Below are 20,983 nucleotides of genomic sequence, written 5' to 3' on the forward strand. Positions count from 1 at the left end.
TGCGAAAGACTGCTGCAGAAAAGTGCCAAGGAAAAGAACAAGACACAAAATTGTGTGCTTACATTTCATAAAGCAATCGTTTTAGTTAATAAATAATCAATGGGGATTGACGGCATAAAATTAGCCGCCACCTCTACAGCAAAGAAAAAAAGCCCTTCATCATTACTACATCATTAAAATCAAATCATTGATTTTCAATGACTATCTACTACATCATTACTACATCAACAATATTTTATACTTTCATCATTCGTATACTTGCCTTCCATGAAAAAGTTATTCCTGTTATTATTATTACCCCTTGCTCTTGGTGCCCAAAACACCATTGGCCTGCCCGATGTTATCAATTATTCCAAGCAATCGTACAGTGCCGGATTGCAGAACTGGGATATCAAACAGGATAAAAACGGCATTATTTACTTTGCCAATAACGAAGGACTGTTGAGTTTCGATGGCCGCTACTGGAACCTTTACCCCCTGCCCAACCGCACCATTGTACGCTCCATAGAAATTGGCAGCGACAACAGAATTTATGTTGGCGGACAGGATGAGCTCGGTTATTTCGCCCCCGGTACAAATGGCCGGCTGGTTTACCACCCGTTGAACCAGTTACTGCCGGCCAGAGATCAATCGTTCGGCGATGTGTGGGATATTGTTTCGTTTAAAAAGGATGTGTTCTTCCGTACCAATAACCGCATTTTCAAATTCAGCAATGAGGCCGTGGCCACATTTAAAGCCGCATCGGAATGGTCGTTCCTGGGTATTTGCAACAACAAACTGTACGCACACGATTTTTCGGGCGGGTTGATGCAGTTTGAAAACAACGTAATGATGCCATTGGTACTTACGGGCAGTTTTCCGAAAACCGATCCTGTTACAGCTGTATTACCGGCTGCAAACGGCAACATCCTTGTTACCACTTTAAAAAACGGTATCTATACCATTACAGGTACTACGCTCAACAAATTTTCATCGCCCAATAACAGTCTGTTCGAAAATGAACGTATTTATGCAGCAACACGCATTAATAAAGACTGGATTGCCCTGGCTACCAACAACAGCGGTGTATATATTATTGATGCGTTGGGCAACATCATCCAGAGTTTTGCAAAAGCAGAAGGATTACAGAACAACAATGTGCTGAGTATTTTTCTCGATAACCAAAGTAATCTCTGGCTGGGGCTCGATAATGGCATTGATTTTATTGCCTACAACAGCGCTGTAAAACATCTTACCCCTTACGGACAGGATGGCTCGGGCTATACGGCACGTATTTATAACAATAGGCTATACACCGGTACCTCAAACGGCGTGTTTAGTGTTAGCCTGCAGCAAATGCAGGATCTCAGTTTCAGTAAAGGAAATTTTACACCGGTTAGCAATACCAAAGGGCAAACATGGAACCTTACAGAAATTAATAACCAGCTTTTACTGGGCCATCACGAAGGTGCATTCATTATTAAAGACAATACAGCCGTTCCTTTTTCAAGTACACCCGGCTTCTGGAATTTCATTCCCCTGTCAACCACTTTTCCAACACAAAAAATAGTATCGGGTACTTACCGTAACCTGCAGTTCTTCGACTATAAGAATGGCCAGTTTATTTCTGCAGGTGAAGTCAACGATTTAATTGAGTCGTGCAGGTTTGTAACCATTGATGAAAACGATCATATCTGGGTATCGCATCCCTATCATGGGGTGTACGAGGTTAGCCCTGCTGCAAATGGTTTTACCAATAAGATTTATACAGACAAAGACGGTTTACCCTCTATCCTCAATAACCATGTGTACAATGTAAAAAGCGAAGTGGTTGTTGCTACAGAAAAAGGTGTGTACAGTTTCAACCGTACAAAAAAACAATTTGAGCCTTCTGCTTTCTACAAAAAAATATTGGGCGATCAGAGTATCCGTTATCTGAAAGAAGATGCAGCCGGCAACATCTGGTTCATCCACGAAAAAACATTGGGTGTAATTGATCTGTCGGGTAAGCAACCGGTAATTATTTATTTGCCGGAGTTGAATAACAAGATGCTGAGCGGGTTTGAATTTATTTACCCGGTTAATGAAAATAATATTTTTTTGGGTGGTGAAAAAGGATTCTACCACATCAACTACGAAAAATATAAACAACATGTTTCCAACCTGCGTGTACAGGTGCGTACTGTACGCATCATCAGCGATCAGGATAGTCTTTTGTTTGGCGGCTACTTTACCAATGTAAACGAAAAACAGGAGCAGGATGCAGCTGCTGCACCAAACGTAGCCAACCGCTTTAAAACAATCCGCTTTGAATTTGCTTCGCCTCTTTTTGGCTTGCAACCTAATCTTGAATACAGCTACCGTTTGAAAGGATTTGATAATAACTGGAGCGAATGGAACAAACGAACTGAAAAAGAATACACCAACCTGCCTGCAGGCAACTACATTTTTGAAGTGAAAGTGCGCAACAACCTTGGCAACGAAAGTGCAGCTGCCGTATATGCTTTTGAAATGTTACCACCCTGGTACGAAACTACCTGGGCTTACCTGTTATACTTTGTGCTTTTTGCAGCTGGTATTTACACGTTGTACAAATGGCAGATAAAGAAATTTAAAGAGCAGCAGGCCAAGCACGAAGAAGAGCAGAAACGTTTACTCTACATACACGAACTGGAACGCAGCAAAACCGAAACAGAACTGGTTACACTACGTAACGAAAAACTGGAAGTAGAAATCAATTTCAAAAACTCGGAGTTAGCATCATCGGCCATGCACCTGGTAAAAAAAGGCGAGTTGCTGACAAAAATTAAATCGGAACTGGAGCATGTAATGAAGGGGCTCGATAATCCCAAAGCCATCCAGGAGCTGAAGAAAATGATCAAGACTTTGAGCGAAGATGACCAGATGGACCAGGAATGGGAAAACTTCACCAAACACTTCGATAAAGTGCACAGCGACTTTGTGGTTAGCCTCAAAGAAAAACATCCATCCATTACGAATAATGAAATTAAACTTTGTGCATACCTGCGTATGAATTTATCAACGAAGGAAATTGCCCAACTGATGAACATTTCCGTGCGTGGGGTAGAAATAAGCCGCTATCGTCTGCGCAAAAAGCTCGGCATTGCATCGGAAGTAAGCCTGTTCGATTACCTCATTAACCTGCACAGCGAAAGCTAAGCAACTACCTGTTAAGTTCTGACGGGCATCACAGCAACTGCTGACTGTCTTCATTTCACAGTCAGGAATATTTGTACACATTTGAGTACAAGTAGCCGTGTATGTTTGCCAATCTAAAACAGCTTCTCACCGAAACAGGGCGCTTGGGACGATTTGCTTCGCACTTCTTTCCGCAAACATTCCAGGCACGTTTTGAACTTGCAGAGTTTATACGGCAATGCTATATCATCGGCTACAAATCATTTCCACTTGTTGGGCTTACAGGTTTTATTATGGGCCTGGTGTTAACCATGCAACTGCGGCCTGCTTTACTCGATTACGGTGTTGCAACCGAACTGCCCGAAATGGTAGGCATTGCCATTGTGCGTGAAATTGGTCCTGTTATTACCGCACTCATTTTTGCAGGAAAAATAGGTAGCAGTATTGGTGCAGAACTCGGAAGCATGCGTGTTACCGAACAAATTGATGCCATGGAAGTAAGTGGCACCAACCCTTATAAATTTTTGGTGGTAACAAGAGTATTGGCTGCAACAGTTATGCTGCCGTTATTGGTTATTACCGGCGATGCCATTTCGCTGTATGGTTCGTACGTGGGTGTAAATATCAGGGGTACTACCAGCTTTCAACTGTTTTTTAAAATGGTGTTCGATGGTCTTGCTTTCAGCGATGTAATGCCGGCTGTTATTAAATCGTTCTTTTTTGGATTTGCAGTGGGTATGATTGGTTGTTACAAAGGTTTTAATGCAGACAAAGGAACGGAAGGTGTTGGACGTGCAGCCAACTCTGCAGTTGTTATTAGTTCCGTGGCCGTTTTCATACTCGATTTGCTGGCAGTACAAATAACCGATCTGTTTGGTCTTAATTAAAATAGAAATGACAGGTGATCAAACCATATTCAACAGCAACACAGATGATACAATACCTGTCATTCGTATTGAACATCTGTACAAATCGTTTGGCAACAATGCCGTGCTGAAAGATTTTACCATGCAGTTGTACAAAGGTGAAAATCTGGTTGTGCTGGGCAAATCCGGTTCGGGTAAATCAGTATTGATCAAATGCATCATTGGCTTACTGGAACAAGACAGCGGAACGATTGATGTGTTGGGAAGTGATGTGCAGAATTTAGATGAAAAAGAACTCGATGAGCTGCGTGCAAAAGTGGGCTTTCTTTTTCAAAGCAATGCATTATATGATAGCATGACGGTGCGGGAAAATCTAGAATTTCCGTTACGCCGGCACTGGATAAAAATGAGTACAGAAGAAACCAATGAACGGGTGAAAGAAGTGCTGCACAATGTTGGCCTGGAACATACAGTTGATATGATGCCATCGGAACTTTCGGGTGGTATGCGGAAACGCATCGCCTTGGCCCGTACATTGATCTTGAATCCGGATATTATGTTGTACGATGAACCGACCACCGGCCTCGACCCTATCACTGCAAAAGAAATCAGTGAGCTGATTCTGAACCTCGGTGAAAAATACAACACCTCCTCCATCATCATATCGCACGACATGAACTGCATACGCATGACCGCCGACCGTATTGTAATGCTGATTGATGGTTGCTGTTATGCACAGGGAACCTTTACCCAACTGGAACAAAACAATGATGCATCTGTAAAACAATTTTTTGAACAATGGCAAAGCAAACATTCAATAATATAAAGCTGGGCCTGTTTATACTGGCCGGCTTACTGCTGCTGATAATTGGCTTATATCTTATTGGCAGAGACAGTAATCTGTTTGGCCGCAACTATACGTTGCACGTACAGTTTGCACATGTACAAGGGCTTACTCCCGGTAACAATGTACGTTATGCGGGCATACAGGTAGGTACCGTTAAAAAAATAAAAATCCTGAACGATACGCTCATAGATGTAAGCATGTTGATTGAAAAACGCATGCAGCAGTTTATAAGAATAAACGACCAGGTAATCATTTCAACCGATGGTTTGATGGGCAATAAAATGCTGCAGATTACGGCAGCAAAAGATGGCTCTGCATTTGCAAAAGAAGGCGATGTACTCCGCAGTAAAACCATGCTTAATATTGATGAGATGCTTGTGGTATTGAACAAGAGTAACCAGAACATTGCTGTAATATCGGAAGAATTAAAAGCAGCCGTTATACGACTTAACAACAGCGAAGCATTGTGGAACCTGCTCAACAATAAATTACTGCCGCAGCAATTATTGGCATCAACTGCAAACATCCGTGCAGCCACAGCAAAAGCAAATCTGCTGGCAAACGATCTGCATACCATTATTGCTGATGTAAAAGCTAGTAAAGGATCAATGGGGCAACTGCTGAGAGATACTGCTATTGCTTACCATCTTACAACAGCCATCGACAAAATAAAAACTGTAGGCGACGAAGCCGATTCGCTGGCGAATGAATTAAATGCATTGACACATTCTGTTCAAAACGATGTCAACAATGGTAAGGGCACCATCCATGCACTGCTGAAAGATTCATCGTTGGTGAAAAAACTGAACAACAGTCTGCAGAATATTGAAAAAGGAACAGAAGGCTTTAACCAGAACATGGAAGCACTGAAAAGTAATTTCCTGTTTCGGGGATATTTTAAAAGACTGGAGAAAAAGAAAAAGTAATTTCGATAGTACGATAGATCTATTTTTTACACCGCCCATTTCCCTTTCAGCTGCCAGGTAAGCAACAACATCATTATTGCAATAAACAGGTACACAAACTGCAGCCAATGCAGTGTATTAATCAATAACATCTGTGCCAGTATCCAGCCAATTAAAACAACAGAAGAAGCCATTGCCCAGCTGTAACGAAACGGATGCGACAGCATATTAAAAACAGCTGCCACAAGATTTATTCCACCAACAATTACCGCCAAAATAATACCCGGCACAAGAAAAGAACGGAATGGAGTTCCGCTAAGCAATGTTGTTGAAAGTTGCAGCAACGAACCATCGGGGTAACTCACCAGTAATAACCCGGAAATGCTGGCTGTAAGTGCTGTAAAAGCAAGCAGCAAAAAAAGAAGCCATCGCATAACTGTACTATTTAGATGAACAATACAAAAATTATACAAAACAAGTGAGGCCCTGGGGTTATTTCTATGAGTTGTTGTATTGCAACGGCTGACACTCATCATTGGAAATCACATCTTCTGCAGTTTAACTTACGGATGCTAAAACCAAAAATTATGGTACAGGAAAATCAAACCATCAGCACACTGCATCAGTTGCTCGATTACGAAGCAGGTAAATTTTCAAGTGCAGAACATCAACTTCACCGTGAACTGCAGCAATGGATCAACACAGCCAGTTCTGTAAAACTGAAAGCTGTACTGCAGCGTTACCTGCACGACATTGAAAACCACCTGCAACAGATGGATGAGTTCATTAAACAGGAAAGCCTCATGTCGGTTCGTTTAAATAGCCGACTGATGAAAGCCTATATTGATGAAACCAACGAAACGCTGCTTGTTTGCAGCGATCCTGAAGTAAAGGATGCCTGTTTGCTTGCAGGTATTCAGCTTATTAATCATTACAAAATAAGTGCATACGGTACGGCTGCTGCATTTGCCAATGCACTGGAAATGGGAAAAGCTGCACAGTTTTTTCACCAGGCCGAAGTAAACGAAAAACAAATCGACGACAGGTTATCGCAACTCGCACTGTATGAAATCAACAGCAGAGCAAAAGCACCCATTACATTGCCCTAAACCCATTATTATGAATTTCAGATTCAACAACGAAGTAGATATTCCACTGGCCGATGTATTGCTGAAAGGTGAATTAACGATTCCACTTTCCGCAGAAGCCATTGTTATTTTTTCGCATGGAAGCGGCAGCAGCAGAAACAGTCCACGTAATAAAATGGTAGCGTCTTACCTGCACCAGCATAACATCGGCACATTGCTGTTCGATTTGCTTACGCCGGATGAAGACTTGCAATACCAAACCCGCTTTGATATTGCTTTACTTGCCCAACGCCTGTATGGCGCAACAAGATGGCTGCAGAAACAACCTGCTGCACACAACTGCACACTCGGTTTTTTTGGTGCAAGTACAGGTGCAGCTTCTGCATTAAAAGCATCGGTACGCCTGTCCGAAATTGAAGCAGTGGTTTGCAGAGGCGGACGACCCGATCTTGCAGCGCAGGATCTTCCACAGGTAAAAGCTCCTGTATTGCTGATTGTTGGCAGTTACGATACCGATGTACTGGCACTGAACCGCAATGCCTACAACATGCTCACCTGCAGAAGAAGACTGGATATTGTTGAAAATGCAACACACCTGTTTGAAGAAGACGGTAAAATGGAAATAGTAGAAAAGCTGGCCTGTAAATGGTTCGAACAGCATTTGCTCATGGCCGATCATCATGTTCACAAATCAGCTTTATGACCTATGCAGACAGAAAAGATGCCGGGCTGAAACTGGCTTTCCAGTTACGCAAGTTTGTAATGGACGATTGCGTGATTTGTGCTATACCACGTGGCGGCGTACCGGTGGCATTTGAAGTAGCAGCATCGCTGCACTTTCCTTTGCAATTGGTGCTAACAAAAAAGATTGGTCACCCGGTAAATAAAGAGTACGCCATTGGTGCAGCCAGTTTACACAGCTACTTTGTATGGGCCGATGAACATGTTAGTGAAGACTATGTAAAAGCCGAAGTAGAACGCATACAAACACGGTTACGGGAAATGCAGGATAAGTTCATTACAGGCAAAACGAAATTCAGCTTAAAAGGAAAAACCGTAATAATCGTCGACGATGGAGTTGCTACCGGCAATACCATACTGGCTACTATTCAACTGTTGCGAAAGGATGAGCCATTAAAAATTGTGGTAGCTGTACCGGTAGCTTCATCGCAGGCGTATCAACATTTACAAAAAGATGCCGACGAAGTAGTGTGTCTGCACATTGCCGAATACTTTACCGGTGTTGGTGCGTTTTACGACGACTTTGCACAAGTAACTGATGAAGAAGTAAACAACTACCTTAACGAAATGGAGCACATCTATCAACACACCGAAACAAACAGCAATCAGTGATGCGTTAATCCGTCCGTTGAAAAGAAAATACAGGTTTGCAATTGCTCTCCACTAAAAACAACGGTATGGAATACTATGCGCCCAAACAAGAAGTACATTATTGTTACCCCGGCGAATACAAACTTCTTCCTGATCTGGAGTTGCTTTCAGATGAATTACGGAAACACCGGGAAGGAATTGTTTTACAGCCGCTCATTAATATGAAAGAAGATGAAACTGCTGTTGTAATAGATGCAGCGGTACCCGGAGCCCGGCGGGAACATTTTTTAATTGAAGCAGAAGATCATGTTTTATCCATTGCATTGCTGATGAAATGTACTGCTGAGGAAGAACAGGATAATCACTTTCAGCTGCACGAGTTTAACTATGCCTGCTTTAACCGGCAGGTTGTGTTACCCCCAAATGCAAATCCTGAATTAGCTGTTGCCAGTTACAACAACGGCATGCTGCATGTATACCTGCCAAAAGAAAAAGAATCTGCTCCCAAACAAAAACTGCGTATTGTATTGTATTAGAACAATCCTGCACCAATTGAGTTGCTGAAGAACAATTTAAAAAGCAATTATATGAAAACGATTCAACAGATCGGTTTGTTGCTGCTGGCATCGTTGTTTGTAACAGCATGCAGCACCACAAAAATTACCAGCAGCTGGAAGGCTGCCAATGTTCAACCCAAACACTACAGCAAAATACTGGTGCTGGGGTTAATTAAAGACAGCGACCGCAGCCTGCAGGAAAAAATGGAAGCACATTTGGTGGATGATTTGAAAAGCAAAGGCTACAATGCTGTGGGCAGTTTGCAGGAGTTTGGCCCAAAAGCATTCAGCAATGTAACCGAAGCAGAAGCGCTTGCAAGACTAAAGCAAAGCAATATTGATGCAGTGGTAACCATTGTGCTACTCGACAAACAAAAAGAACGCAACTATGTGCCCGGCCGCATGTACTACTCACCTTATGTGATGTACTATAACCGTTTCTGGCCATATTACGGTACATTGAACTATCGTATTTACGAACCCGGCTATTATGTAACCGATACACGGTATTTCTGGGAAAGCAATGTGTACGAAGTAAGCACACAATCCTTGTTGTACTCGGTACAAACAAAATCGTTCGACCCTGCAAATTCCGAAAGCCTGGGACATGAATACGGCAGATTGATTATTGCAGACATTGTGAAGAATAATATTCTGCTGCAACAATAAACACTTGCAGCGAGTGATTCTAAAAATTCCATTTGATCCGTAAAAAGCACCGGGTGCTGATTGCACGAAACCTGTTTTCCTGTTGGGCAAAAAAACTCTGCCCGATAAGATCGGCGGTTAAATTGGTTGCAAGATCGTAACGCAGTGAAGGCAACAGGATTAGTAAATTGGTACCCGGTGTATACAACACACTTGTATTCGCTGATAATAACGGAGTTATTTCTTTCGAAGCGGTAGCAATCAGATTCCATTTGGTAGGCATCAGGTTTTGTGGTGACAGTTTGAGATCGATTGTATAAAAATTATTAACTACTGTATCGATACCCAGGCTGTTGTACAAAACACTTGCATTGGTATACCAGCCTTTTTTAAACACCCTGTCCCATTCCAGCACAATATTCAATCGCTCCTTCAGGGCATGATGCGTAAAATAATATTGTAACTCGCCTTTAAATCCACTCTCCTTTATACTTCCGGCCCATCCTGCTCCAATGGTTATTTGCTGTTGCACTACTCCGGTTATTGCATGCAAATCATAATTCCATTTGTTTGCAGAAAAACGTGTTGCTACAATATCGCTTTTTTTTCCTGCAGAAGAAGCATAAGCCAACTCCACCGTTCCAAAATCGCTGAACTGGTATTGCAGTTTTGCGGCATCTACTCCGGGACGTTCTTCATAATCAAAATCGAGAAAGTTGTACGAGTTAAACACATCATTCGGATTCCAGGTAGTGCTTACACCCCAGTTGATGCGTTGCCTTCCAAGCCGTGCATTCCACTTTTCTTTACGGTAGTCGATATACAAACGCTCGGTGTTGCTGTGCATTATTACTGACGGGCTGTTGATCCAAAGCACCTGCATGTTCAGTTTCTCATTGCTGTTTCGGAGCAAGGTTGCAAACTGAGGCGTACGTTTTATTTCCTCACCCCAAAACATACGGTTACGCAACTGTGCTACGACAGTTATTTCATCAGCAGGCATCCATTTCAGATTGATGCGGTTGTGCAGCAGGTTACCCGATACATCCTGTTTGTACAAATGATCGAAACTGATGTGTTGCATATTTTTGAGATAGCCGTTTACTTCCCATTTTGATTTTTGTGAAGCACTATCCTGCCCGTAACAAACTGCAGCAAGACAAACAACTGCTATCAAACATATCGTTTTCATTTATACCGTTTCAAACTTATGCGGTTGACTGATATCAACTGCTGCAGTATCGGAAGCAATCTTGCCATCAACCAATGTAATTACACGCCTTGCCCTGTTAATAACCCGTTGATCGTGTGTTGAAAAAAGAAAAGTGATGTTTTCGTCTGCATTCAGCAGCGCCATAATATCTAATAGGTTAGCAGCAGATTTTGAATCAAGATTAGCTGTTGGCTCATCGGCTAAAATAAACTGTGGTTTCGAAGCCAATGCTCTTGCAACTGCTACACGTTGCTGCTGACCACTGGATAATTGTGCAGGACGTACATTGAGTTTATCTTCCATTCCAATTTCTTTAAACAGCTGTTGTACACGTTGGTCCCGTTCTTGTTTGCTTTTCCCTTGCAGCAACATAATAAACTCCACATTTTCTTTTGCTGTTAACACAGGAATTAAATTGTACGACTGAAACACAAAGCCAATATTGTGTAAACGAAAATCAACCAGCTCACGAGGCGACAGTTCTGTAATATTCATTCCGTTGATGATAATGGTGCCTGCATCGGGCTTATCTAATCCGCCAATCATGTTCAGCAATGTTGTTTTACCCGAACCCGAAGGACCAACCAACGCAGTAAACTCACCACGTTGCAAATGCAGATGCACATTGTTTACAGCATATACAGGTATGGTATCGGGGTTGTAAACCCGGCTGATATTATGTACATCAATGACTGTGTTGTTCATGTTCTGTAGTTTATCTTCTTAATGCTTCAACAGGTTGCAGCTTCAATGCTTTTACAGCAGGAAACAAACAGGAAACAAGTGCAGTAGCTGTTACAATCAGCAGTACAGCCGGTAATCGTTCGGCAGGAAATTCGGGATAAATCATAGTGCCAAAACCAAAATTGCTCATCATCTCTTTTCCCCAGCCGGAAAGATCAAGCCCTTTTGTATGAAAGTAAGCAGTAAGCAACCAACCCATCAGCACTCCAATGGGTGTACCTGCCAGCGTAAGCAACAATGTTTCACATAATACCAGGATAAAAAGCTTTGAACGATTGGTGCCAAGCGCCATCATCATTCCTATTTCCCGAGTGCGTTCAAGAATAGCCATCAGCATGGTATTGATAATGCCAAAGGCCAATGCCAGCATAATAATGATCATGATGATGTACGAATACTGATCTACCGTATCAACCATCAGATCTGTTTCAGGCGAAATATCTTTCCACGATTCAACCAATACAGAAGGGAACAGCTGCTGCATGTTTTGCTGTACAGTTTTCAACGTTTCATCTTTGCTCAGCAACACCGCTATTTCATGAAAAGAAGCGTTGCTTAACAACAATTCGTTGAGCTCATTCATACGCACATACACATTGCGTTCATCAAGTGGCGCATTAGCACTTTCATAAATGGCTGCAACCCGAAATGCTGCTGAAACAATGGCGCCTGATGTATCGGTAAACGTCAGCACTAATTTTGATCCCGGCTTTAATTTCATTTTTACTGCCAGTTTTTTCCCGATCATCACCTGGCTTTTTTTATTTTCATCGAACAACTTCCCGGCTGTTAACTTTTGTTTTAACTGCGACACCTTGTATTCTTCTTCCGGTATAATTCCGTTAATGGTTACCCCTGCACTACCGGTTGCAGTTGCCAGCATACCTGTCGTAATACTTCGTGCCGTTGCTGCTTTTACCTGCGGCATTTTTTTTATTGCCTGCAACACGTCATCGCCATTGGCAATAACATACTTCGGATCGTAATCTTTTTTAAAGTTGGTATGATGCAGTTGAATATGTGCCACTTCTGAATCAATCACTGTACGCACACGGCTGTTCATCATGGCATCGTACAAAGAAAGTACGGCAATGCCTGCCAGCAAACCGGTAGCAATGGAGAACATGATCACCAGGCTACGCATTTTGTTGCGCCAGATATTCCGCCATGCCATACGTAAAACCATACGCACTTTATTTATCGTTTCATTGCTGTAACAGGGTGCAAGCGAAAAACTTTATACACGGGGTACAGCGATAGCACCGAACCAATCACCAGCACAATCAATCCCTGGCTGATGAAAATAGAAGCATCTGTTGATGTTGGAAAAATAGCTTCGAATCCAAACCGTTCGTAGGCCTTTGCACTTTCGCCACTTAAACGAATGGGATACTTCTGCATGATGTACACGATGGGTACACTTGTAAGAATACCCAACACACAACCGGCGAGCACTGTTAGCAGCGATTCTATTAACAGTAACAGCATCATCAACCGTTTATGCATACCAATGGCTACCAGCATCCCCATTTCATATTTCCTTTCAACCATCATCATCAGCAGTGTACTGAATACACCAAAACAAATAAGCATATACAACACACCCAGCACATACCGCATACTATCGGCATCGGCCTTGATGTGTTGTTTAATATCGGGCATAAGTTGCTCCCAGGTCATTATCTCATAATTACTGCCCAATGCCTGTTGAACGGTTGTTGCTGTTGCCTGTAATGATTTTGTTTCGTTTAACGAAAGCACATACGAAGTAACCATACCCGGTGCACCATAAAAATCCTGTGCTGTTACGAGTGCCATAAGCAGCGCTTTGTCGTTTAAATCGGGCGATCCGAATTTTAAAATTCCTTTTACAGCATATTTACCTGCAGCTGTTGCACCGTGATAGCCCTTTGCAATTAATACAATGGTATCGTTTACTTTCAGTTGAAGTCGATCAGCAAGTCCCTGTGCAAGTAACACACCGGCATCTGCAGCTTGCAAATAAGAACCGGCGATAAGTTTTTGTTTTAATCCTGTTACATTATTTTCTTCTTCAGCATCAATACCTGCAACAAGGCATCCCTTGGTTACATCGGCCGACGAAGCCAATGCAAACGATTCGAGCCTTGCAGCTACTGCACGGATGTTTTGTTGTGAAAGAATTTTTTGTTTGGTTGAAGCAGAAACTTCGAAACTGTTATCCAGTATTTGTTCGTTCCAGTAACCGGCTTTGTGTACCTGCAGGTAACCGGTATAAAAACTAACTACATTTTTCACCAGGTTATCGAATGTGCCTGTTTGCAGACTGTTTGCTAAAACCGATAAAATGACCGCAAAAAAAACCGATGCCATTGTGATAATCGTTCGGTTGCGGTTGCGCCAGATATTCTTCCATGCCAGTTTTGCCAGCCATTTCATTTGTTGTTTGTTTATGCTTCGGCATCAACGAATCGTCTTCATTTTTTCGGTTGTAAAAAATCCATCCTCAATTGAACGGTCGAACTGTACTGAACGGTAAATCATTTCTGTTTTATGATTTCGTTTTTCAACCGGAATCATTTCAAAACGTGTAGGAATCAACCGCCCATCCATCAGCTTAATATCATAGCCATTCATGATGTTGATGAGTACGCCTTCTTCATCGTAAAAACGGGTGTGCAGTTCCAGGAAATCTGTTTTATCAATACAAACAATCAGCTTTCCCCATACCACTGCGGCAGTTGCTTTTGGAATCATACGGATGATGTAACAGTTGCGGCCGCTGATAACTGTATCGCCAAGGAGGGTATGGTCGTAATCATTTACAACAGACGATTCTTTTACCAGGTCGTCGTTGGTAAAATCAGTACCCATCCAGCTCTGGCTCATCATCGAGGGTGGCAGTTTAATGGTACGCTCCAGCGAAGGCATCCAGTTCCATACTTCTTTTTTACGTTTCAGAAAAACAATGCCCTTATCTTTTGCAGGTGCCTGCACGAGTATAAGCGAATAATCTGTTCCCTTGGTCCATGCTTTTGCATCCATGCTTCTGCTCCAGCCCGGCCGAATGGTTTTAATCGAAATTTCGACAATTGCTGTTTTACCTCTCATCTTCGCATCGGCCTTCTGTACAATTTCTGCAGCGGTTTGCGCAAACTGTACAAAAGGAAGCAGGCACCCGATGATAACAAGTACCTGCTTACAAATTTGTCTTGGATATCCGGTATCGTCCATCAATAATAATTAATCAGTACAATGTGCTCATACGCATCCAACACTCCTTCATCTACAAACTCCACATCGCCGCCATACTCCAGTATTTTTTCCATTACATCATCCACTGCATCTTTGATATAAGAGAAACGATTATACAGCCCTTCTGTACCTTCAATATGCTCTGCAGTATCGCTGTGCTGTGCCGGGTACATGTAGTTTTTTTCTACAATCAGTAACTGTCCTTTTTTGCGGATAGCATCGTGCCAGACAGCTTTAATACCCACAGCCAGCTTCTTTTTATTGGCAGCTTCTTCAATACGGTTCAGCAGATCTTTCACCGTCACTTTCTTCCAATCACTAATTACCGGCGCAAGCACTTTACCCAACACCGGCATTGTAGCTTCTTCATAATTACCATGCAGTACATCTACAATTGATTTTTCATGTTTGGTTAACTGTCTAAATCTGCCGATTACACGTTCGGTACCCAATACAAACAAAGGCAAAGGATATGCATTCAATACCATATCTAATGACTGATCGGCATGACGCAGAAATTTCTCCAGCATAATTTCTTTCCGGTCTGATACATCAGAGAAATTAGCTACACGTTCGGGCATTTCATTTTCGTATGCTTCCACATGCTCGGGTTTGTCGGAAACAATGCGTACCATTTCGCCACCATTACCCAGGTACATCCGCATCTCTTTTCCGCTCAGCAGCAGCACCAGGTATTTATGCAATTGTTTTTTACTGTAGATGAGATCACGTATTTCGAATGATTCATCAACAATAATCTTCTCTTCAACCGGCACATCCAGGTATAGCAGTTTTTGAAAAACAGGCGATACAAAAAGCGCAATACTTTTTTTATAAGTAGTGTAATCGATCTTATCAATTAACTGCTGCAACTTCTGCATCACAAGTCCTGATAATTCAGGTGGATAATCGGCTTGCAAAGTATCCTGTACTTTTTTAGCAGCATGCTTAAGACTGTATTGCAGTTCGGCTTTTAAACCCATCTTGGGTTCAAACGGAAGAATGATAGAAACGGCAGGCCTGTAATGAAGCGCTTCTAATACTTCTCTTATTTCGGGAGCAATTGTTGTATTCATAACGCTGTATTTAAGAGAGGTAAGCTACTTGCAATTATTTACAATAAAAATGATTGACATCACAGAATTCTTTGATTCAACTCATCGTAAACAGCCTGCAGAATAGAGTTTCTTTGTTGAATACATGTTACATCCTGCACATAACCTGCAACTCGCAGCCATCTTTCACAGCATGGCCGATTGTTACAACTACCTTGGCAAGGAAGAGCGGTTTCGTGCCCTTGCGTATGAAAACGCAGCCAAAATGCTCTACAACATGCCCGAAGATGTAGCAGTGTACAACAACATTGCCAAGCTCGATGAACTGCAGGGCGTAGGTGAAAGTATTGCTGAAAAGATTCTTGAATTTTTACAGACAGGAACCATTAAAACTTATGAGCAGCTGAAAAAGAAAGTACCGTTTGCATTGCTGGAACTGATGAACATCACAGGTTTTGGTCCGGCAACTTTACGAACTTTACATAAGCAGCTGCACATTGGCACACTCGAAGAATTAGCAGAAGCACTGCAGCAAAACAGGTTACAGCATTTGAAAGGTTTCGGGTCAAAAAAAATCAGCAATATGCTGCGGGCCTTAAAACTGGAAAAAGAAGATCGTCAACGACTTCCTTTAGCTGAAGCCGAGCAAATTGCAAATAAACTTGTTGAACAAGTGCGCAGCATACCGGGTGTACAACGTGCAGAACTGGCAGGCAGTTTGCGAAGAAGAAAAGAAACGATCGGCGATATTGACCTGGTTATAACAACAGATGCAAAAGACAGGAAAAAAATTGTACGCAAATTGATTGCATTGCCGGGTATCGAAAAAGTGATTGCTGCAGGAACTACCAAGATCAGTATTGTGTTGGCGCCGAAGCATATACAGGTTGATGCAAGGATTGTAAGGGATGACGAGTTTGGAGCAGCGATGCTTTATTTTACCGGATCGAAAGAACATAACATTCAGCTGCGCAGCATTGCCAGAGAACGTGGATTAAAAATTAACGAGTACGGCATTTTTACCAAGCAAGGCAAACGGGTAGCCGGCGCAACCGAACAAGAAATGTACAATTACCTGGGCTTACATTATATACCACCCGAACAACGAGTTAATCAAGGCGAAATTGAACGGGCTAAACAATTGTCCAATGGAGCTACATATTAAATAAAAAATGCTGCTGACTGGAATCAGCAAATACGCTGTTGCGGGTCATAAACTGTAGCAGCAAACAACCTCATCTTTAACAAACAAAATCATTCGTTATGAAAAAGATTTTGCTGGCTTTCGACGGCACTCATTTTTCGAACGGAGCATTTGAATTTGCCCGCTGGCTGAATGAGATAGAGCCTGTACTGGTTACCGGCGCTTTCTTACCACAAGCACAGGCAGCAAATATGTGGAGTTATGCCGATGGTATGAGTGGCCCCATGTTTGTTCCGCTGGTGGAAGAACGTGATACCGAAGTAATGAAGGCGAATATTTCAAAATTCGAAACCCTTTGTCAAAAACACAATATTGAATACCGTGTTCACGAAGACACGTTTGATTTTGCTTTACCTGAGCTTAAAGCAGAAACCAGGTTTGCCGATGTGTTGATTATAGGCAGTGAAGTGTTTTATGAAAAACTGAGTGGTAAGCTCAACGATTATCTGCACGATGTTTTACACAAATCGGAGTGCCCGGTAATTGTGGTTCCGGAAAACTATGAATTTCCAAAAACCAATGTTCTTTGTTACGATGGCAGCGATTCGAGTGTATATGCCATTAAGCAGTTTGCCTACCTCTTCCCCGATCTGGCGAAGAAACCAACACTGCTGGTGTACATACACAAAGATGGCACAAACGATCTTCCACAACAGGTAAACATCGAAGAGCTCACTGCAAGACACTTCAGTGATCTTACATTGATGAAACTGGATATGAGTGCCGACAGGTACTTCAGCACGTGGATGAACAACCGGGATGCAGCCATGCTGGTTGCCGGAAGTTTTGGCCGCTCTGCCCTCTCGGAACTTGTAAGAAAGAGCATGGTGAAAGATGTTATTACCGAGCATAAGCTTCCGGTATTTATTGCACACAGATAACACAGATAGATAGCAATTTGGTTGGTGATTGTTCGGGGCCGATGTCAATCGGCCCCTCTTTTTTTATGTTGATGATCAGTATTTGCCACAACCTGAATCAGTATCGTTTGTGACAAACTTCACACAGACTGGATTTTCTGCTCTATAGTTTTACTGAAATAAAAAACAGAAGTATATGAAAAAGAACATGGGTAATACCGACAGAATTATTCGCCTCGTAATTGCAGGTGTATTGGCTTTCCTTTGGTTCCAGAATATTATTACCGATACATGGGGTATTGTAGCACTTGTTGTGGCTGCTGTATTTGCATTAACCAGCCTGGTAAGTTTTTGTCCACTGTATACACTCTTTGGTATAAACACCTGCAGTACAAAAACAAAATAGCCAGCCATACTGCAACTACTTGTAACCGTAGTTTCCTGTAATTTCACAGGGTAAACAGTACTATGGATTCAATTACACACATTGCACTGGGTGCCTGTATTGGCGAAGCTTTTTTTGAAAAAGGCTTCGGCAAAAAAGCTATGCTATGGGGTGCCTTGGCGCAAAGTATTCCCGATATTGATTTTGTTGCTTCGTTCTGGATGAGTACAGCAGATGATTTGCTGGCGCATCGGGGTTTTACCCATTCGCTTTTATTTGCGATACTGATTGTACCCATTATGGCAATGACAGCAGAGAAAATTCATCGTCCGCATAACATTACGTTTAAAAAGTGGATGTTGTTTTTTACAGCCGAAGTGTTGATGCATTTGTTCCTCGATGGCTTCAATAATTATGGTGTAGGCTGGCTGGTACCTTTCAGCGATGTGCGTTTTTCGTTCAATACCTTGTATGTAGCCGATCCGTTCTTTTCAATATGGCCAGGCATTGCATTTCTGGTATTATTTATCATTCACAGTCATCATCGGTTGCGTTCGTTATTATGGAAAATCGGCGTGTTTATTCCCTTCATTTATCTGGCTTACTGCGTAACCAATAAGCTGAGTATTGATAAAGATGTACGGCAGCAGTTTGCAGAACAGCACATTCCGCATCAACGTTACTTCACTACCCCATCACCGCTGAACAATTGGCTGTGGTATGTAGTAAGTGGTGATGATAACGGATACTATGTTGGTTTTCGTTCGGTGTTCGACAGCAATCCGAAAATTGATTTTACTTTCTTTCCCCGTAACGATTCGTTATTAAAGCCGGTAGCCGATCATGAAGATCTGCAGCAACTCATTCGCTTTTCGCAACAGTTTTATACAGTTGAAAAATGGAACGATACATTGGTGTTCAACGATCTCCGCTTCGGACAAATTCTCGGCTGGCGTAATCCCAGGGAGAAATTCGTCTTCCATTATTTTTTACAACATCCCGACAACAACGAACTGATTGTACAACGTGGTCGCTTCACCGGATGGAACAAAGAAGAAGTGCTCTACTTGTTGAAGAGAGTAAGGGGGAATTGAGGAAACTGTTGCCGGTTTCTGGTTTCTTGTTTTTAGTTTATTGTTTCTGGTTATGGGTACAGCGTACAGCTTGAAGCAAGCAGCGTAACACTGTCGTCTGTCGACTATCGTCCATCGACCATCCTCAGCTTCTTTGCCGGAAATAAAATGTAAACAGGAAAAAGATCAGCCTTATCATTTCGTAGCAAAGCCGTTGCCAGATACGTTTGATGAGGGTGTTGTGTTTTTCAAATTCTTTTTCGGTAATCTGTACACAATCATTTTGGATAATCTCGTCCAACACTTTTTCGGCCTGTTGGGCAAAAGCTGCATGCTGTACATCAAGATTTAATTCAATACTTGCATAAGCGCTGATGTTATTAATGTTGTACGAACCGATGGTTACGAACTTGCCATCATAAGTGCTGAGTTTCCCATGCAATACATTGGGTTGGTATTCGTACAGCTGAATATTGTTGCGAAACATCCAGCGATACAAATAACGTTCGGCATGTTTGGCCATCGATATATCGCTGGTGCCTGCAGTAATTACTTTTATCACAACACCACGTTTTGCAGCCTGCGCCAGGTTACGGCGAAAGGGAGTACCCGGCAAAAAATAACTCGACATCATGGTTATATGCGAGTTGGCTTTTCGGAACATCTCGAGGTAACTGCGGCTGATCTGGTTTTTTCTGCGCACCCAATCGTTACGCCGCACACGCACCAAACATTCTTCGCCACGCAAATGCAGTTGCGCTTCAATCTGCAACTGCTGTTTCTTTTTTTTGCCCCAGCCTGCTTTGTTCCATACTTCTATACACAAATTAAACAGCTCGGCGCTTACTTCGCCTTTTGCATAAACTGCCCAGTCGAGCCATGCTTTCTGCCCGGGCATATCGTTATACCTGTTGGAAATATTTACACCTGCCACCATGCTGTGCACCGCATCAACAACCAGCAGTTTATGATGCAGTCTGCGGCCAACATAAAAATGCCTGCTGCGAAAAACCGGTTCAAACCAACGGAAAAAAATACCGGACTGTTTCAGTTGCAGAATAAATGCTTCTGGTAAATGTTGCGATGCATAACCATCCAGTAATAAAAAAACCTGCACACCTCTTTTTGCTGCAGCCATTAATGCATCAGCTACCAACGTACCTGTTTCGTCTGCATCAAAAATATAGGTTTGTAAATGCACCGTATGTTGTGCATTGTTTACAAGTTGAAGAAGCGTAGTAAAATAAGCTGTACCGCCACGGATTAACTGCACCTCGTTATGGGTACTGTAGGCTGAAGAAACAGGAAATAGTTTACCACCCGACATGCAGCCAATTTACAGATTATCTTTTTTCGAACCTTCCTGTTTTTTCTTCTATAACAATTTTATACATGATGGGCTTTATCCTGTTTTCATCATCCAGTTCATGATCCACTTCATGATGTTCGCCATGCACTGTAGCACTCGTCATTAGCGGAAACACACGGTTAAACAAAACTGTGCGTGCTTTTTCTGCAGCTTCATCTTTCAGCTCTTCAAAGCGGCCCCGGATAATTACGCTTTGCCAGTTGGCCATATCATGCATTACATCCACCTCAAAACATACGTTTGGATTTTTGCGAAGCAACGACAACTTCATGCCTTCGTTTGTTTGTCCGTAAATAGTTACACCATCAAATGCATAGGTAACGGGCACGAGATAAGGTTGCACCGTATCGGTACAGGCCAAACGGCCTACAACCTGGCTTGCGAGCAAATTGTTCATCTGCTGCTCATTTAAACTTCCCAGCATGGCAATCGATATTAAAGGGTGAGGAATTGTTGATTCTATAA

22 protein-coding genes are annotated in these 20,983 nt (G+C 42.3%); 13 read left to right on the forward strand and 9 right to left on the reverse strand.

Going from position 1 to position 20,983, the window contains the following annotated elements; translation table 11 throughout:
• The first annotated feature begins 267 nt into the window (after positions 1–267).
• The 4 genes from IQ13_RS18105 to IQ13_RS18120 all read left to right on the forward strand — a co-directional run bounded on the left by IQ13_RS18105 (position 268) and on the right by IQ13_RS18120 (position 5,777).
• Complete coding sequence (locus IQ13_RS18105) at positions 268–3,159, forward strand: ligand-binding sensor domain-containing protein (RefSeq protein WP_144888040.1); 2,892 nt, start codon at positions 268–270, stop codon at positions 3,157–3,159.
• 101 nt (positions 3,160–3,260) lie between these two features.
• Complete coding sequence (locus tag IQ13_RS18110; protein WP_144888041.1) at positions 3,261–4,025, forward strand: MlaE family ABC transporter permease; 765 nt, start codon at positions 3,261–3,263, stop codon at positions 4,023–4,025.
• A complete protein-coding gene (locus IQ13_RS18115) occupies positions 4,012–4,830 on the forward strand; it encodes an ABC transporter ATP-binding protein (RefSeq protein ID WP_317129347.1) in 819 nt (272 codons plus the stop codon). The genes IQ13_RS18110 and IQ13_RS18115 overlap by 14 nt, the downstream gene beginning before the upstream one ends.
• The gene (locus IQ13_RS18120; protein ID WP_144888042.1) at positions 4,803–5,777 is read left to right on the forward strand and encodes an MlaD family protein; all 975 of its coding nucleotides are present in this window, start codon (positions 4,803–4,805) and stop codon (positions 5,775–5,777) included. The genes IQ13_RS18115 and IQ13_RS18120 overlap by 28 nt, the downstream gene beginning before the upstream one ends.
• Positions 5,778–5,803: 26 nt before the next feature.
• Here IQ13_RS18120 and IQ13_RS18125 read toward each other — a convergent pair whose 3' ends face one another.
• Complete coding sequence (locus IQ13_RS18125) at positions 5,804–6,190, reverse strand: hypothetical protein (RefSeq protein ID WP_144888043.1); 387 nt, start codon at positions 6,188–6,190, stop codon at positions 5,804–5,806.
• Positions 6,191–6,343: 153 nt separating this feature from the next.
• Between IQ13_RS18125 and IQ13_RS18130 the strand changes: the two genes are divergently transcribed.
• From IQ13_RS18130 to IQ13_RS18150, 5 genes are all read left to right on the forward strand, one after another.
• Positions 6,344–6,865, forward strand: a complete 522-nt coding sequence (locus tag IQ13_RS18130; RefSeq protein ID WP_144888044.1) for a YciE/YciF ferroxidase family protein — start codon at positions 6,344–6,346, stop codon at positions 6,863–6,865.
• A gap of 10 nt (positions 6,866–6,875) precedes the next feature.
• A complete protein-coding gene (locus IQ13_RS18135) occupies positions 6,876–7,547 on the forward strand; it encodes a dienelactone hydrolase family protein (RefSeq protein ID WP_144888045.1) in 672 nt (223 codons plus the stop codon).
• Positions 7,544–8,197 (forward strand): phosphoribosyltransferase, encoded by a 654-nt coding sequence (locus IQ13_RS18140; protein WP_144888046.1) that lies wholly within the window; start codon positions 7,544–7,546, stop codon positions 8,195–8,197. Before IQ13_RS18135 ends, IQ13_RS18140 begins: the two co-directional genes overlap by 4 nt.
• Positions 8,198–8,262: 65 nt before the next feature.
• A complete protein-coding gene (locus tag IQ13_RS18145; protein WP_144888047.1) occupies positions 8,263–8,712 on the forward strand; it encodes an Hsp20/alpha crystallin family protein in 450 nt (149 codons plus the stop codon).
• 51 nt (positions 8,713–8,763) lie between these two features.
• Positions 8,764–9,402 carry a hypothetical protein gene (locus IQ13_RS18150; RefSeq protein ID WP_144888048.1) on the forward strand — a complete coding sequence of 213 codons (639 nt, stop codon included), beginning with the start codon at positions 8,764–8,766 and terminating at the stop codon, positions 9,400–9,402.
• A 19-nt stretch (positions 9,403–9,421) separates the two neighbouring features.
• Here the strand turns inward: IQ13_RS18150 and IQ13_RS18155 are convergent, their stop codons facing one another.
• Genes IQ13_RS18155 through IQ13_RS18180 form a run of 6 tightly spaced genes read right to left on the reverse strand, consistent with a single transcriptional unit; the run spans position 9,422 to position 15,648 of the window.
• The gene (locus tag IQ13_RS18155; RefSeq protein ID WP_144888049.1) at positions 9,422–10,573 is read right to left on the reverse strand and encodes a hypothetical protein; all 1,152 of its coding nucleotides are present in this window, start codon (positions 10,571–10,573) and stop codon (positions 9,422–9,424) included.
• Positions 10,574–11,299 (reverse strand): ABC transporter ATP-binding protein, encoded by a 726-nt coding sequence (locus tag IQ13_RS18160; RefSeq protein WP_144888050.1) that lies wholly within the window; start codon positions 11,297–11,299, stop codon positions 10,574–10,576.
• Between the two features lie 10 nt (positions 11,300–11,309).
• A complete protein-coding gene (locus tag IQ13_RS18165) occupies positions 11,310–12,524 on the reverse strand; it encodes an ABC transporter permease (RefSeq protein ID WP_144888051.1) in 1,215 nt (404 codons plus the stop codon).
• Positions 12,525–12,535: 11 nt separating this feature from the next.
• Complete coding sequence (locus IQ13_RS18170; RefSeq protein ID WP_144888052.1) at positions 12,536–13,756, reverse strand: ABC transporter permease; 1,221 nt, start codon at positions 13,754–13,756, stop codon at positions 12,536–12,538.
• A 24-nt stretch (positions 13,757–13,780) separates the two neighbouring features.
• On the reverse strand, positions 13,781–14,551 hold the full coding sequence (locus IQ13_RS18175; RefSeq protein WP_144888053.1) for an outer membrane lipoprotein-sorting protein: 771 nt from the start codon (positions 14,549–14,551) through the stop codon (positions 13,781–13,783).
• Entirely contained in the window at positions 14,551–15,648 is a 1,098-nt protein-coding gene (locus IQ13_RS18180) for a baeRF3 domain-containing protein (protein ID WP_144888054.1), read from the reverse strand. Before IQ13_RS18180 ends, IQ13_RS18175 begins: the two co-directional genes overlap by 1 nt.
• Before the next feature lie 124 nt (positions 15,649–15,772).
• Here IQ13_RS18180 and IQ13_RS18185 point away from each other — a divergent pair, with 124 nt between their 5' ends.
• The 4 genes from IQ13_RS18185 to IQ13_RS18200 all read left to right on the forward strand — a co-directional run bounded on the left by IQ13_RS18185 (position 15,773) and on the right by IQ13_RS18200 (position 19,170).
• Positions 15,773–16,792, forward strand: coding sequence for a type-X family DNA polymerase (locus tag IQ13_RS18185; RefSeq protein WP_144888055.1), 1,020 nt, complete (start codon positions 15,773–15,775; stop codon positions 16,790–16,792).
• A gap of 98 nt (positions 16,793–16,890) precedes the next feature.
• The gene (locus tag IQ13_RS18190; RefSeq protein WP_144888056.1) at positions 16,891–17,712 is read left to right on the forward strand and encodes a universal stress protein; all 822 of its coding nucleotides are present in this window, start codon (positions 16,891–16,893) and stop codon (positions 17,710–17,712) included.
• A gap of 175 nt (positions 17,713–17,887) precedes the next feature.
• Entirely contained in the window at positions 17,888–18,097 is a 210-nt protein-coding gene (locus IQ13_RS18195) for a YgaP family membrane protein (protein WP_144888057.1), read from the forward strand.
• Positions 18,098–18,159: 62 nt separating this feature from the next.
• Positions 18,160–19,170: a metal-dependent hydrolase gene (locus IQ13_RS18200; RefSeq protein WP_144888058.1), complete on the forward strand. Its 1,011-nt coding sequence runs from the start codon at positions 18,160–18,162 to the stop codon at positions 19,168–19,170.
• A 124-nt stretch (positions 19,171–19,294) separates the two neighbouring features.
• Here the strand turns inward: IQ13_RS18200 and IQ13_RS18205 are convergent, their stop codons facing one another.
• On the reverse strand, positions 19,295–20,476 hold the full coding sequence (locus tag IQ13_RS18205) for a phospholipase D-like domain-containing protein (RefSeq protein ID WP_144888059.1): 1,182 nt from the start codon (positions 20,474–20,476) through the stop codon (positions 19,295–19,297).
• A gap of 16 nt (positions 20,477–20,492) precedes the next feature.
• A complete protein-coding gene (locus IQ13_RS18210; protein ID WP_158637439.1) occupies positions 20,493–20,915 on the reverse strand; it encodes a pyridoxamine 5'-phosphate oxidase family protein in 423 nt (140 codons plus the stop codon).
• Between the last annotated feature and the right edge of the window lie 68 nt (positions 20,916–20,983).

This window comes from Lacibacter cauensis, assembly GCF_007830055.1.
GTDB lineage: Bacteria > Bacteroidota > Bacteroidia > Chitinophagales > Chitinophagaceae > Lacibacter > Lacibacter cauensis.